This window comes from Helcococcus kunzii ATCC 51366 (assembly GCF_000245755.1).
GTDB classification, from domain to species: domain Bacteria; phylum Bacillota; class Clostridia; order Tissierellales; family Peptoniphilaceae; genus Helcococcus; species Helcococcus kunzii.
Window position 1 is genome coordinate 494,124 of sequence record NZ_JH601088.1, and the last position, 13,026, is coordinate 507,149.

11 protein-coding genes and 15 tRNA genes are annotated in these 13,026 nt (G+C 25.9%); 24 read left to right on the forward strand and 2 right to left on the reverse strand.

Annotated elements, in window-relative coordinates:
• Nucleotides 1-5: 5 nt before the first annotated feature.
• The 23 genes from HMPREF9709_RS02140 to HMPREF9709_RS02250 all read left to right on the forward strand — a co-directional run bounded on the left by HMPREF9709_RS02140 (nucleotide 6) and on the right by HMPREF9709_RS02250 (nucleotide 8,991).
• Nucleotides 6-194 carry a Flp1 family type IVb pilin gene (locus tag HMPREF9709_RS02140; RefSeq protein WP_005397508.1) on the forward strand — a complete coding sequence of 63 codons (189 nt, stop codon included), beginning with the start codon at nucleotides 6-8 and terminating at the stop codon, nucleotides 192-194.
• A complete protein-coding gene (locus tag HMPREF9709_RS02145; RefSeq protein ID WP_005397509.1) occupies nucleotides 175-681 on the forward strand; it encodes a hypothetical protein in 507 nt (168 codons plus the stop codon). Before HMPREF9709_RS02140 ends, HMPREF9709_RS02145 begins: the two co-directional genes overlap by 20 nt.
• On the forward strand, nucleotides 678-3,590 hold the full coding sequence (locus HMPREF9709_RS02150; RefSeq protein WP_005397510.1) for a DUF5702 domain-containing protein: 2,913 nt from the start codon (nucleotides 678-680) through the stop codon (nucleotides 3,588-3,590). The genes HMPREF9709_RS02145 and HMPREF9709_RS02150 overlap by 4 nt, the downstream gene beginning before the upstream one ends.
• Complete coding sequence (locus HMPREF9709_RS02155; RefSeq protein WP_005397511.1) at nucleotides 3,591-4,037, forward strand: hypothetical protein; 447 nt, start codon at nucleotides 3,591-3,593, stop codon at nucleotides 4,035-4,037.
• A complete protein-coding gene (locus tag HMPREF9709_RS02160) occupies nucleotides 4,009-5,070 on the forward strand; it encodes a hypothetical protein (protein ID WP_005397512.1) in 1,062 nt (353 codons plus the stop codon). Before HMPREF9709_RS02155 ends, HMPREF9709_RS02160 begins: the two co-directional genes overlap by 29 nt.
• A 31-nt stretch (nucleotides 5,071-5,101) precedes the next feature.
• A complete protein-coding gene (locus HMPREF9709_RS10410) occupies nucleotides 5,102-5,560 on the forward strand; it encodes a prepilin peptidase (protein ID WP_169311903.1) in 459 nt (152 codons plus the stop codon).
• A gap of 8 nt (nucleotides 5,561-5,568) precedes the next feature.
• Complete coding sequence (locus HMPREF9709_RS02170; RefSeq protein ID WP_005397516.1) at nucleotides 5,569-6,816, forward strand: WG repeat-containing protein; 1,248 nt, start codon at nucleotides 5,569-5,571, stop codon at nucleotides 6,814-6,816.
• Nucleotides 6,809-7,438 carry a DUF6382 domain-containing protein gene (locus tag HMPREF9709_RS02175; protein ID WP_005397518.1) on the forward strand — a complete coding sequence of 210 codons (630 nt, stop codon included), beginning with the start codon at nucleotides 6,809-6,811 and terminating at the stop codon, nucleotides 7,436-7,438. The genes HMPREF9709_RS02170 and HMPREF9709_RS02175 overlap by 8 nt, the downstream gene beginning before the upstream one ends.
• 147 nt (nucleotides 7,439-7,585) lie before the next feature.
• Nucleotides 7,586-7,660, forward strand: a tRNA-Glu gene (locus HMPREF9709_RS02180).
• A 6-nt stretch (nucleotides 7,661-7,666) separates the two neighbouring features.
• Nucleotides 7,667-7,742, forward strand: a tRNA-Val gene (locus HMPREF9709_RS02185).
• A 13-nt stretch (nucleotides 7,743-7,755) separates the two neighbouring features.
• Nucleotides 7,756-7,832 (forward strand) — tRNA-Asp (locus HMPREF9709_RS02190).
• Between the two features lie 45 nt (nucleotides 7,833-7,877).
• Nucleotides 7,878-7,953 (forward strand) — tRNA-Thr (locus tag HMPREF9709_RS02195).
• A gap of 7 nt (nucleotides 7,954-7,960) precedes the next feature.
• Nucleotides 7,961-8,046, forward strand: a tRNA-Tyr gene (locus HMPREF9709_RS02200).
• A gap of 32 nt (nucleotides 8,047-8,078) precedes the next feature.
• Nucleotides 8,079-8,152: transfer RNA gene (locus tag HMPREF9709_RS02205), tRNA-Gly, on the forward strand.
• Between the two features lie 3 nt (nucleotides 8,153-8,155).
• A tRNA-Arg gene (locus HMPREF9709_RS02210) sits at nucleotides 8,156-8,232 on the forward strand.
• Nucleotides 8,233-8,239: 7 nt separating this feature from the next.
• A tRNA-Gln gene (locus HMPREF9709_RS02215) sits at nucleotides 8,240-8,315 on the forward strand.
• Between the two features lie 5 nt (nucleotides 8,316-8,320).
• Nucleotides 8,321-8,396: transfer RNA gene (locus HMPREF9709_RS02220), tRNA-Lys, on the forward strand.
• Nucleotides 8,397-8,419: 23 nt separating this feature from the next.
• Nucleotides 8,420-8,508, forward strand: a tRNA-Ser gene (locus tag HMPREF9709_RS02225).
• A 7-nt stretch (nucleotides 8,509-8,515) separates the two neighbouring features.
• Nucleotides 8,516-8,606 (forward strand) — tRNA-Ser (locus tag HMPREF9709_RS02230).
• A 34-nt stretch (nucleotides 8,607-8,640) separates the two neighbouring features.
• Nucleotides 8,641-8,716, forward strand: a tRNA-Phe gene (locus tag HMPREF9709_RS02235).
• A gap of 24 nt (nucleotides 8,717-8,740) precedes the next feature.
• Nucleotides 8,741-8,816 (forward strand) — tRNA-Trp (locus HMPREF9709_RS02240).
• A gap of 5 nt (nucleotides 8,817-8,821) precedes the next feature.
• A tRNA-Ile gene (locus HMPREF9709_RS02245) sits at nucleotides 8,822-8,898 on the forward strand.
• 16 nt (nucleotides 8,899-8,914) lie between these two features.
• Nucleotides 8,915-8,991 (forward strand) — tRNA-Ile (locus tag HMPREF9709_RS02250).
• Nucleotides 8,992-10,059: 1,068 nt separating this feature from the next.
• Here HMPREF9709_RS02250 and HMPREF9709_RS02255 read toward each other — a convergent pair.
• A complete protein-coding gene (locus HMPREF9709_RS02255) occupies nucleotides 10,060-10,452 on the reverse strand; it encodes a hypothetical protein (RefSeq protein ID WP_005397520.1) in 393 nt (130 codons plus the stop codon).
• A gap of 5 nt (nucleotides 10,453-10,457) precedes the next feature.
• On the reverse strand, nucleotides 10,458-10,739 hold the full coding sequence (locus HMPREF9709_RS02260; RefSeq protein WP_005397523.1) for a hypothetical protein: 282 nt from the start codon (nucleotides 10,737-10,739) through the stop codon (nucleotides 10,458-10,460).
• Nucleotides 10,740-11,072: 333 nt separating this feature from the next.
• On the opposite strand from HMPREF9709_RS02260, the gene HMPREF9709_RS02265 reads away from it, so the two are divergent.
• On the forward strand, nucleotides 11,073-12,995 hold the full coding sequence (locus tag HMPREF9709_RS02265; RefSeq protein WP_005397524.1) for a BglG family transcription antiterminator: 1,923 nt from the start codon (nucleotides 11,073-11,075) through the stop codon (nucleotides 12,993-12,995).
• Nucleotides 12,996-13,026: the final 31 nt, after the last annotated feature.

Consider the following 13,026-nt stretch of genomic DNA (forward strand, 5'->3'; position numbering starts at 1 on the left):
GATTTATGATAAGAAATCATTTTATTAATATCATCAATAATGTGATATCTAATAAAAAAGGCGAAATAAACATGATTGCAATAGTTTTAATTTTAATAGTAGTAATAATTCTAGCTGTAATCTTTAAGGAGGGAATGGAATCTTTATTAAAAACTATGCTTCAAAGAGTAGAAAATGATATCAATACTTTTTAAGAAAATAATAAAAAATGAGAAAGGAGGTGCAGAATTCGTCGAATCATCCTTTGTATTTCCAACTATTCAAATTTTTATTTTATTATTGATAGTACTTTCCCTTAACACTATTGAAAAAATTTATACTTTTGAAAAAGTATATAAAGAAAGTAGAGATGAATTTTACAGTAAGCATAAAAAGACAATTTCCACTTCAGAAGATTTGTTTGAGCAATATAAAAATTCGTCAGATGTAAAAGTAAAAGACAGAAAATTTAATTTAGATAAAAAGAATTCTTTGTTTAATACGATGGTACATTCATATGAAAAAGACAAAATGTATTTATCAACAAACAAGATGGATACCGACGATATAATAAGGAAATTAGATTTTATGAAAGAAGTATATCTTGATATCAAAGACTTAGATAGTTTTAAGAAATTAGGGAATTTTACAACGACAATAAATAATATGAAAGATAATTTGATGAAGAAATTGAAGAAATGATAAAAAGTTCAAAAGGTACAATTTCAGTGTTTTTAGCTTTAATTCTTTTGCCGATATATAGCTTTGCGTTAGTTTCAATGGATATAGCAAAAATATTTGTTGCAAATAATCATTTAAATATGGCGAATGAAATAGCTAGTTATTCTGTTGAATCATCGTTTAATGATAAATTATATGAAAAATATGGAATATTTGGAATCGACAAAGATAAAGAATTTATCAATCAATATGTGAACTATTTATTAAAAGAAAATATTGAAAAAGAAGAAAGTGATATTTACCATGCAATGGTTGATGATTCGAATGTTAATATTGAAAATTCTGATTTATTGATTGCAAATGACAATTTAGAAAGTCAAATCCTTGAATATATGAAATTGGTTGGACCGTATAAAATAACGAATGGAGTACTTAATTTATTTAATATTTCTATGAGTTCAAGACAATATACTGAGATATTAAATAATAAAATGGATTATGAGGAGGAGTATTCCAAAGCAGTAAAAAGTATAGATAATTTAGTTAATAATTTTATATTATATGATAACAATTTTTCAAATATAAATAATGATGTATCTAATTTAAATACAAATTTAGAAAATTTACGAAAAAACACAAAAGATATAAAAACAAAATTTTCTAAAATTGAAACAAAAACTTTAGATAAAGATATGGACATTAATAAGATAAATGAAAAATCAAAAATGTTATTAGATAAAAAACATGAAGATATAATTATTAAAATTTACAAATTAACTAATACTGATAAGAAACATACTGAAAACAATGAATTCATTGAATTGATAAAGAAAAATAAGGACTTTTTAGAAGAGATTTATACCTATTCTAAATTGTGGAATATAGATGATAAATTAATTGTTGATGATAAGGATTTTGATATTTCTATTGCATTAGATAAGATTGTTAAATATAATTCTGAAATTGTAAAAACATATGATAAACAGATAAGTATCGCTATTTCAGAATATAATTCAAATAATAATTCTCTAAAAGAAAAGTTAAAAACTTTTGAAATAACATATAAAAATATAATATCTGAACTTGAAAATTTTAGCAATAGCTCGGTAGAGTTGCAGGAAAAACTGGATAAATGGGGCGAATCCATCAAATCAATGGAACAAAGTGATATAAAGAATAATTTTAATTCTGAATATAAATCTACAAAAATTAGTTTCACAAAAGAAAATATTGATAAACTGTTGGAAAAATTAAAAAATAATGAAAAAACTTTGCATGATATTAATGAGGAATTAGATAGAAATACAGATATTTTTAAAATTGATCCATTGAAATATAATTCGGATAATGATAAAAAGTTTAACTTAAATAATTTAGGTAAATTACCTTCATTAAACAATTTTAAGATTTACAAATTCGCAATGGAAAGAAATAAAAGTGATACCATAGAACATTCCCAAAAAAAGGTTGCAAAAGAAAATAAAAAGAATATAGAAAAATTTAGTGAAAAAGCTAAAAAAGACTCAATAGAAAAATCTAAAGGCTCAATTTACGACTATATAGATAAAGAAAATATTGATAAAATTTCTGAAATATCAAATGAGAAAAGCCCTTTGTTTGATAATAATACTGATATTAAAAACTATAAGAAAATTATTAATTTTTCTTCAGAAATAATTCCTTCTAATGATACCAATATAATTGATAATTTATATTTATCTCAATATATTATCGATAAATTTTATAATAAATTGAGCAAAAATGAAGAATTTGGAAGTCAAATAGAATATATTCTTTTTGGTAAAGACGATTTATCAAAAAATAATAATACAGTAAATAATTACATTTTTGGTTTAAGATTTTTACTAAATTCTCTATATGCATTTACAAATACAAATTTAAAACTGGAGGCTAATGCGATCGCTATTTCCATTGCTGGCTGGACTGGATTCGCCGTTCCATTGATAAGAACTTTAGTATTATCTGCGATGAGTTTTGGAGAGAGTGTTATAGACTTAGAAACTATAAACGATGATAAAGCCATCGAAACTTTTAAAAATAAAGCTTCATGGAAAGTTAGCGTAACGTCCTTACCATCTATATTAGGTAAAAAAGCTAAAGAAATTGTAGATACTGGATTAGATAATATTTACGATTCAATTATTAATTATAGTAATGAAGGAATCGACGTATTAGAGAAAAATGTGGATGAATTTACACATCAAACAATTGATGGGATTTCACAATCCATAATCTCAGAAATAGTTTCACCGGTTCAAAATGTAATGTTTAATAATATAAATCAAGAAGGTGCTAATTTAAAACAGGAAATTGAAGAGACTCTAAATGAAGTAAATTCAAACATACAAAATGAGAAAGGGGAACTATACAGCATTAAATCTAATATGTTCAACTTTGTAAAAGAAAATATTATGTCAAATATTGACAATTTTAAGCAAATAAATTTAGAAGAATATTTTGGCAAGTTGTCAAAAAATATTGAAGATAAAGTGAAAGGTGTTACTTCAAAATATTCTAATATATTAAAGGATAAAATAAATTCTTCAATTTCAAAAAATAAAATAAAACAAAAAGAATTGTTTAATAAATATGTTGATGATTACTTAGATAAATTAGGATTAAATAAAAAAATTACTAATATGGGATCTACAAGCGGTTTAAGTTTCAAATATAAAGATTATTTAACACTTGTAACATTATTTAGATTGATGTCAGGAAACAAATCGAAAATAATGGAAAGACTAGCTATCGTGATTGATTATGAAATGAAAAAAGAGTTTTCTGAATTTGATATTACAAAGGTTTTTGTATCATTTACGATAGATTCAAAATTAAGAATTAACACTGTTTTATTAAATAAATATATTTTCAAAGATTCAGTCGAAAATACAATAATTGGAGGTTATTAATTGAAGAAAGTAATTTTAATTGTTTTGAGTTTGATATTTATAACCGCATGTTCAAAACAAAATGAAGAAAATGTTAAAGATGGTTTTAAGAAAACGGATAAATATAATCAAACCATATATCTGCCTACAAATTGGGGAGTAAAATCTGGGATTTATGGAGATCATTATACTAATTTTGAAGATATAATTCTTATTCAAGATATTAAATCGGATATGACTGAAGAGCTAAAAACTTCATTAAATTTTTACCATCCTGGTTTAATTAAATTATTTGATGAACTGATTTTAGAACAAAAAGATGATCATTATGTAAGTATAATTACAAGAGAAAAAGTAAAATATCTTATTTCTAAAAAAATCAAAAATGAAGGTAAAGATGCTTTGCTTTCTATAGTATCCGATACTCAGGAAAGAGCATATGAATTATACAAACAAATCTTTAGATAAAAACAGTGGTTCAGCTACAATTGAAGCAAGTTTAGTATTTATTGTTTTCGTAGTTGGTTATTTGGTTTTACATAGTCTATCAATAAACCTTTTAGTAGAATCCATTACTAGAAAAGCCTTATTTGAAACGGGTATGGATATCTCTAGTTATATACAATTCATTGACTCCTTTGAAAAAATAGACAATATTAAAACTGAATCTATCAACTACGAAGACTATAAAGATATAATTATTGAAAACATCAATAATGAAAATAAGCTGATTAAAGATTTAATAAAACTTGCGAAGAAAGATATTTCAAATGAAACAAAAAGAGTAACTTATAGCAATATCACAAAAAAGATTTTAGAAAAGAAAATGGATTCAATTAAAAATGATGTAAATTTTGAAAATTTAGGTATAGTAAATGGAAAATCTGGCATTAAAGTGTCTGATATAAATGTATTAGAAAATTCTAACGCATTAGAAATAGCCATAAATTATACTTTTAATTTAGATAAATTTGGAATGTTTTCTTTAAAGAACAATGTTAAGCAATGCATTAACATTGGAACGTGGGCAAGAAAAGGTGGAAATGGTAATGATGCAAATTCGACTATTTGGAATGAATCTAATTTTATTAGAGGGAGATATTTTGCAGATCATTTAAGGAAAGAGCACCCTGGAATCGTTATAAAAAAGGGCAGTGGTGTAGATTTATTTGATGTAGAGAATAATACAATTATTCAAGTATATTCCTTAAATATTTTCAATAAGACATATAGTGAGAAAAAAGAAGAAAAACATTTTTTGAAAGAAGAGTTTTTTAAAACTGTTAAATCATACTATAAAAAACTATTACTAAATATAAAAAATATGAACAATAATTTTATTTCTAATGATGGAAAAAGTTATGAGATTTCAAACCCTAAAGAGAAATTAGTAATAGTATTACCAGAGGAGGCAAAGGAATTGTTTGATTTAAAAAATATTAAAAAAGAAATTGGAAATGTAGAGTTTCTATATATGGAAAAGGCATTAAATGATAATTAGCATTCTTACATATAACAAATTTAAAGAGGAAATGGAAAAAAGAAATTTATATTTACTCCTAATCATAAGTTTACTCTTTTACATTTTTTATAACAAAATAGAATACTTTATTTTATCAGTGATGTTAAATATCTCGATAATTGATATTAAAAAGAAAATAATTCCAAATGAATTTCTTATAATTCTTCTGCCATTCACTTTGCTTAATATAGACTTTTCTTTTAATGTATTTAAGCTTCTAAGCATCATATTTATTATTATTCTGATTCTTATTTCACATTTTACTCAGATTATAGGGATGGGAGATGTGAAATTACTGTCGATATTATATCTAATTAAAGGCGTTTATTTTATGCACGCATTTTTTATTAATATTTCGATAGTACTTTTCATATTCTCCTTAATTCTTGTAATCAAATCGAAATCAACAAAAAAAAGTTTTGCTTTGGCTCCAATAATTCTATTATCTTATATATTAACAATAAACTAGAGGTAAAAATGAAAAAGATATTTATATTCTTCTGTTCCATTCTTATAGCTGTTTCATGGTATTTAAATATAAATAGCGAGGTTACTATTATTAATAAGAGTAAAAACTATCTGCAAATAGCTAATAATTACTTTGATAAGGGCCTATATATTGATGCGATAGACTATTACAATTTGTCTTATGAAATAAAGCAAGAGAATGAAACTAAAGAAAAAATCTATGAAACATATTTGAAATTAAATGAATTCGATAAGGCATTTAATTATTTAAAAATGTTGAAAGACAAGAAAACAAAAAAGCAAAAAGAATTTTTAAATCATCTCCTTTCGATTGAAGAATATAGCAAATACAATTATTTCTTAAATCTTGTAGACAAAGAAACACAAAAAGAATTTGAAAGAAATAACTATTTTCTATATAAAGATTTAGAAATAAGTTTTGATGATATAAAATTTAATCCAAATAATGATATTATTTTTGCCAAACTTGGGGATAACTGGAATGTTATCAATAATCGTGGAAAATCTACAACTCCGAAGTATCTTGACATTTTATATAAAGATGGAGGAATGTTAACCGTTAATGATAAAAATTCAATTAAAGTAATCGATAAGGCTAATAATATAAGATCAAATATTACGGTTAATAATGTTATGGGATTTAAAGATGGATTTATGGTACAAATTAATGATAGTAAACAATCATATATCGATAGAACAAATAAAGAAGTCTCTCAAAGATATACAAAAGCGTCTAATTTTTCTAATAATACAGCAGTAGTCTTTGATGATAAAAATTATTTGATCAATAAAAATTTTGAGAAGAAGAAAGAATTAGAGGGCGGAGGATTTAAAGTTAATAAATTTAATGACGCAATTATTGACAATAAACTAATAGTAAAAATTGATAAGAAATTTAAAATTTATGATTTAATAAATGACAAATATTCAGCCTCATATGACGATATAGATTTTAGTTATGGTGAATGTATAGCAGTAAAGAAAAAATCGAAATGGGGTTATATCAATCAAGAATTTGAAGAGATTATTTCACCTAAATATGACTATGCTGAATCGTTTAGTGCTGGAATAGCAATTGTAAAAAATAAAAGAAAATATTTTGTGATAGATGAAAATGGAAATGAGCATAAAATAGGGAATAAACCATTAAAAACATTTAATAATGAAGGCATTAGCTTTATAAAGAAAGATAAAAAATGGAATATGATAAAATTAGTGAGGTATATAAATGATTGAAAAAAATTATAAAAAAGAAAATTCTAACACCATAGTGTTAAATATGATAAAAAATAATAAAATTGATAACATTTTAGACTATAAAATAAATGAAAACAAAATAATCTATAACATAGATGGAAAAATTTCATTAAAAGAAGTAATAGGGAATCAAATAAATTCCATTGAATTTATAAAGTTAATAGATTTAATATCAAAAATATTAATTACTTTAGAATCCTATATGATTTCAAGTAGTAACATATATCTGAATTTAGAGGATATATATATGACACAGTCAAGAGAATTATATTTAATGGTTAATCCATCATTAAATACAAATAATGATATAAAATCAATGTTTCAAAATATATACTTAAATAAAATAATCGAAACAAAACCAGATTCAATTAACTTAATCAAAATAAATAACTATTTCAATTCAAATGATTATTCTGTTTCTGGTTTAAGAAAAATGATTCTAAATATATCGAACGAAAAAAAAGATGTAGAAGAGGAAAAAAATTTTAAAAATTTAAATTCCACACCACAAAAAGCCAATAACAATAATTTAAAACCGCTTAAAAAAACCACTATATTTAGTCGTTTCTTTCAAACACAAAAACAAAATATAGTAAAATAAAAAAATTTAAAAAAAATTTGACAAAAATAATTTATTTATGTATTATATAAAAGTACTCTAAATGAACGAGTTACTTAAATAACGATTATAATAAAATAAATTTGACAAAAGTTTCGATTTGTTATATTATAATGTAGTCACATTAGTGGCCCTATGGTCAAGCGGTTAAGACATCACCCTTTCACGGTGGTATCCCGGGTTCGAGTCCCGGTAGGGTCACCAATATATGGGCGTTTAGCTCAGTTGGGAGAGCATCTGCCTTACAAGCAGGGGGTCATAGGTTCAAGTCCTATAACGCCCACCATATATTTTTTAGTGGCCCGGTAGTTCAGTTGGTTAGAATGCCAGCCTGTCACGCTGGAGGTCAGGGGTTCGAGCCCCCTTCGGGTCGCCAATAAATTAATCAATTAAATAATAACAGAAATATTTTGAATAGCATGCTGGTGTAGCTCAATAGGTAGAGCAATTGATTTGTAATCAATAGGTTGGGGGTTCAAGTCCTCTCACCAGCTCCAATTAAATGGAGGAGTTCCCGAGTCGGCCAAAGGGGACGGACTGTAAATCCGTTAGCTCAGCTTTCAGTGGTTCAAATCCACTCTCCTCCACCAATTTTATATTAGGGGTTCCTATTTAAGAATATGCGGGTGTAGCTCAGTGGTAGAGCCCCAGCCTTCCAAGCTGGTTGCGAGGGTTCGACTCCCTTCACCCGCTCCACTAGGACCTATAGCTCAGCAGGATAGAGCAACGGCCTTCTAAGCCGTGTGTCGGAGGTTCGAATCCTCCTAGGTTCGCCACAAATTTTGGGGTATAGCCAAGTCGGTAAGGCACAAGACTTTGACTCTTGCATTCCTAGGTTCGAGTCCTAGTACCCCAGCCATATATGACCCGTTAGCTCAGTAGGTAGAGCACTTGGCTTTTAACCAAGGTGTCCGGAGTTCGAGCCTCCGACGGGTCACCATTTTTTAATATTATGTTTAGTACGGAGGGGTACCGAAGTGGCCATAACGGGGCGGTCTTGAAAACCGTTAGCGTGAAAGCGCACGTGGGTTCGAATCCCACCTCCTCCGCCAATGTTTTGGAGAAGTACTCAAGAGGCCGAAGAGGACGCACTGCTAACGCGTTAGGCGGGTGAAACCGTGCGAGGGTTCGACTCCCTCCTTCTCCGCCATTTAAGTACTTCTTTTTTATAGATTTTGAGATTAGCCTGGATAGCTCAGTAGGTAGAGCAACGGATTGAAGCTCCGTGTGTCGCTGGTTCAATTCCGGCTCCAGGCACCAATAAATGGCCAACTTAATAGCCTTAGGGGTATAGTTCAGTTGGCAGAACGTTGGTCTCCAAAACCAAATGTCGAGGGTTCGAGTCCTTCTACCCCTGCCAAGTATGGACCTATAGCTCAGCTGGTTAGAGCGCACGCCTGATAAGCGTGAGGTCGGTGGTTCGAGTCCACCTAGGTCCACCACATTTTTTAAATATTTGGGCCATTAGCTCAGTTGGTTAGAGCGCACGGCTCATAACCGTTAGGTCCCGGGTTCAAGTCCCTGATGGCCCACCAAATATGACGAATTGCGAAACAGCTAGAAATAGCTGTTTTTTTGATGCTTTCAACATTTGTGAGCATTTAGAGTTTTTACCGTTATTACCTATTTGTACCTATAAATACCCCCTTGTACCTGATTTACTGGAATATTTACTGGAACATTTACTGGAACGTTTTATAACGTTTACTGGAACGGTCCAAATTCTCTGTGATTAAGTTATTATCAGGTACACATAGGTGCAAATAGGTGTTTTATCAAGGTTCCTCAATCTCAGTTAGTGGAATTCTATCAGATATTGATTAACCCATTTATTGGAAATTGTTGGATCATTCCATCTTTACATGTGTATTTTGAAATACTTTATTTACACATGTAAATTGTGTAAAAATCAAACAAAAAATGACACGCAATAATAATTGAAAAATGGTCCATATATATTAGTAATAGTAAAATTTTAATTCAGTTTTATTTTGTCTTTTTATTATTCTTCGAGCTTATAAATATTGATATTAGAGGTTATACCTCAGCAGGTATAGATAAAATATCATTTTATTAATCAACACTATTTTTTAAAGAACCATATTAAAGCTTACTTTTATTTTTACTTGGTTATTTCTTATTATTTAAATTTACCAAGTATTAATTTTGACCAAATTACTTGGTAAATTCATATATTTAAAATTACCAAGTAGTTTTTTCGATCAATTTACTTGGTTATTTTTAAATCCTCAAATTCCCAAGTAATTTTTTCTCAATATTTGTAAAAAAAATACTTTGTAAAATTAGTATTTTAAAATAACCAAGTAATTTTAACAAATTTACTACTTGGTAAAATAAATATTTTAAAATAACCAAGTAAATTGTTAATGATTTTTTTCTGATATAGATAAAAGTAGGGATATGGAAGATATTTTTAATATTGTTTAAAGAAGTATTTTACATCGATATTATTTTCATTTTAATAAACTGTTTAACATTAATACTGTAAAAAAGCTAAATTAAAAATAGTGTTAATGAGTTTTAATCATTAACACTATTTAGTGAAGAATTAAGATATTTTATAAATAATTCTTTAGCTAAAATTATTTAATTTTAAACCATAAGCTATCTTTGTAAACAAGATAACCATTATCATCTTTAGGGATTACTAGTCCAACTTTTCCTGTAGTTTCTCCACCTTCATAAACTTTAGCATGAAGATTATTATCAATAGATAAATAATTATTTGAACGATATTCAGAGAAATCACTCTTAAAGTATTTAAAGTCAGAATCGGATACTAAATAAGGTCTGTCATCTTCTGGTTCATATTTTACTAATTTATAATCAACATCAAAAATCAATGCTTCTTCATTTTTATCAAATTCATTAAATTGATTAGATTCTAAAGTTTTTTTCTTACCTTTTTCACCTCGTGTTAAATTTTTTAATTTTAAGTTAAAATCTATTCTATTTCCTAAATATTCTCCAGACAATTCTGCTAATTCATCGATATTATATGGATTTTTTCTTGTGTTTTTTTATGTTCTTTTTCTGGTGAATCATTGTTATTTACGGTCGAAGTATCATCTGTATTATTTGTTTCCTCGTTTAATAAATAATTTATTTGATCTTTTAATCCTTCAACTTGTTTTTTAAGTTCTTCATTTTCTGCTTCTAATTTTTTATAATCATTATTATTTTTTATATCAGCAGAAGCATTATTGTTACATCCTGTAGCTAATAATAAGCATACTAGTATAAGTGCGAATATTTTTTTCATATTATTCCTCCGAAAAAAATTATAATTTATTCTATTTTTTGTTTAATAGATATTGTGATTATATGTAAGTAAAGTAAAATATTATATTCATTAATAATTCTAATCATTTTACTTATTATTAAATTAATATTTATAAAATTCATTAATCCTTTTTTTTACGTTTTATAGGGGATTTATTATTTTTAAGCAAATAATTATAAATGAGCACATTTACAGTATAAACATTATTTAATAATAATGTATTAATTTTGAGCTATTAAATTCTTACATAATATGGGATAATAGAAGTGAATAGTAGAATGAAAGTTATTATTGCAATTAGTATTTAACACCATGAACATAAGACAAATAAAAATTTTAGAAAAATTAAATAATAGTGATAAAGAAACATATGAAGATTTTGCGTCTATTTTTAATGTTAGTTCAAGAACTATCAGAAATGATATAAATGATCTTAATGAATTGATGAGAAAACATTCATCAAAAATAATAAGAGATAATGATGGATATCTAAAAATACAAACAGAGAATGTAAGAGCATTTCAATCTTTTCTAAGAGAAATAAATAGTGATAATTTATTTGATTATTCTATTCCGAGTCATAGAATGGTATATATTTCGCTTTCATTATTAATGGCTAATGATTATATTAAAATGGATTCATTTCTTGATAAGTTATTTATTAGTAAAACTACTTTAAATAAGGATTTTGCTAGTGTAAAGAAAATATTTAAGAGATTTAAAGTTGGACTTAAAACAAAACCTGGATATGGGATAAAGGTTGTTGCAAATGAAAAGAGTATAAGGAAAGCAATATATTATTCGATTCAATTATTAAATGAAGAAACTTTGGTAATGGATTATTCAACAAATACGCCAATTATTAATAAAGAATATAATGAAATTATTGAGAATATTATAAAAGAAAAGATAAAGAATAAAAATATTAATATGTCTGATCTGGCATTTAATAATTTAGTTTTACATTTAGTCATTACTGTTGTTAGGATTAAAAATAAAAAATATATTGAATTGAATATATTAAAAGAAAATGATTTGATACAGTCCATTAGGAAAAATGAACATTTTAAAATATCAAAAGATATAGTTGTAGAAATTGAAAAAGTGATGGATATTAATTTCCCAGTAAATGAAATAATATATATTACTAGTCACTTAATGGGGATAAATATATTGAAAGATTTTTATATTGATAATAAGGAAATTGATTTTGATATATTAATTGAAAAAGTGATAGGAGGTATTTCACAATTAACTGGATTAGAATTTACAAAAGATGATGATTTATATTATGGCTTACTAATGCATTTAAAACCAGCTATTTATAGATATAAAAATAATATTTATTTGAAAAATCCTTTACTTGATTCTATAAAAATAAATTATGCACAATCTTTTGAATTAGCCGTACAAGCCGCGCAAATTATAAAAAACAATATTGATATTCAATTAAATGAAGATGAGATAGGATATTTGGCCATTCATATTGGTACTAGTCTAGAAAAGAATATAAATAATATTTCGATGGAAAAGTTAAGATGTCTAGTGGTATGCGCTACTGGTTTTGGGACATCAAGATTGATGAGATTAAAACTTGAAAGTCTATTTAATGATAAAATAGAAATTATTGATGTTGTTCAGGTTTATTCAATTTCTAATTATAGTTTATCTTCTTATGATTTCATAGTTTCAAATATTAAAATAGAAAATAATTTTAATAAAGATATAATTGTGATAAAAAATATTTTAGATAATGATGAGTATAAACGAGTAAGTAGATATATTGAATATAAGACAAACATTCTAAATTATATAAGTGAAGAAAATATATATCCATTATTAGATTTTAATAAACCTAAAGAATTATTGAAGTTTATATGTAATGATTTAGTATTAAGGTCACAGGTTAATAAAGGAATATATGAATCTATAATTGAAAGGGAGAAAATTTCAAGTTCAAGTATAGGAAATTTAATAGCTATTCCTCATCCATTAAATAAAATGTCTGAAAAAACTTTTTGGACAATTATTACATTAAAAGATGAAATAAGATGGGGCGATAACAATGTTAGATTTGTTATTTTATTAAATGTAGTAAACGAAGATAAAATGTATCTGGATACAATGTATGAAAATCTTTTGAAATTAATAAATAATAAAACTTATATTGATGAACTGCTAGAAATTAATGATTCAAAAATATTTTATAATAGAATAAAAGAAATGTTGGAATAGGAGTGTTTACTTCTATTCTTTTTTTTTTTTC

What these genes read in the sequence shown, in the direction of transcription:
- HMPREF9709_RS02140 (WP_005397508.1), top strand. Translation starts at nt 6, where the DNA reads ATGATAAGAAATCATTTTATTAATATCATCAATAATGTGATATCTAAT.
- HMPREF9709_RS02145 (WP_005397509.1), top strand. Translation starts at nt 175, where the DNA reads ATGATATCAATACTTTTTAAGAAAATAATAAAAAATGAGAAAGGAGGT.
- HMPREF9709_RS02150 (WP_005397510.1), top strand. Translation starts at nt 678, where the DNA reads ATGATAAAAAGTTCAAAAGGTACAATTTCAGTGTTTTTAGCTTTAATT.
- HMPREF9709_RS02160 (WP_005397512.1), top strand. Translation starts at nt 4,009, where the DNA reads ATGAATTATACAAACAAATCTTTAGATAAAAACAGTGGTTCAGCTACA.
- HMPREF9709_RS10410 (WP_169311903.1), top strand. Translation starts at nt 5,102, where the DNA reads ATGGAAAAAAGAAATTTATATTTACTCCTAATCATAAGTTTACTCTTT.
- HMPREF9709_RS02170 (WP_005397516.1), top strand. Translation starts at nt 5,569, where the DNA reads ATGAAAAAGATATTTATATTCTTCTGTTCCATTCTTATAGCTGTTTCA.
- HMPREF9709_RS02175 (WP_005397518.1), top strand. Translation starts at nt 6,809, where the DNA reads ATGATTGAAAAAAATTATAAAAAAGAAAATTCTAACACCATAGTGTTA.
- HMPREF9709_RS02260 (WP_005397523.1), bottom strand. Translation starts at nt 10,739, where the DNA reads ATGAAAAAAATATTCGCACTTATACTAGTATGCTTATTATTAGCTACA.
- HMPREF9709_RS02265 (WP_005397524.1), top strand. Translation starts at nt 11,073, where the DNA reads ATGAACATAAGACAAATAAAAATTTTAGAAAAATTAAATAATAGTGAT.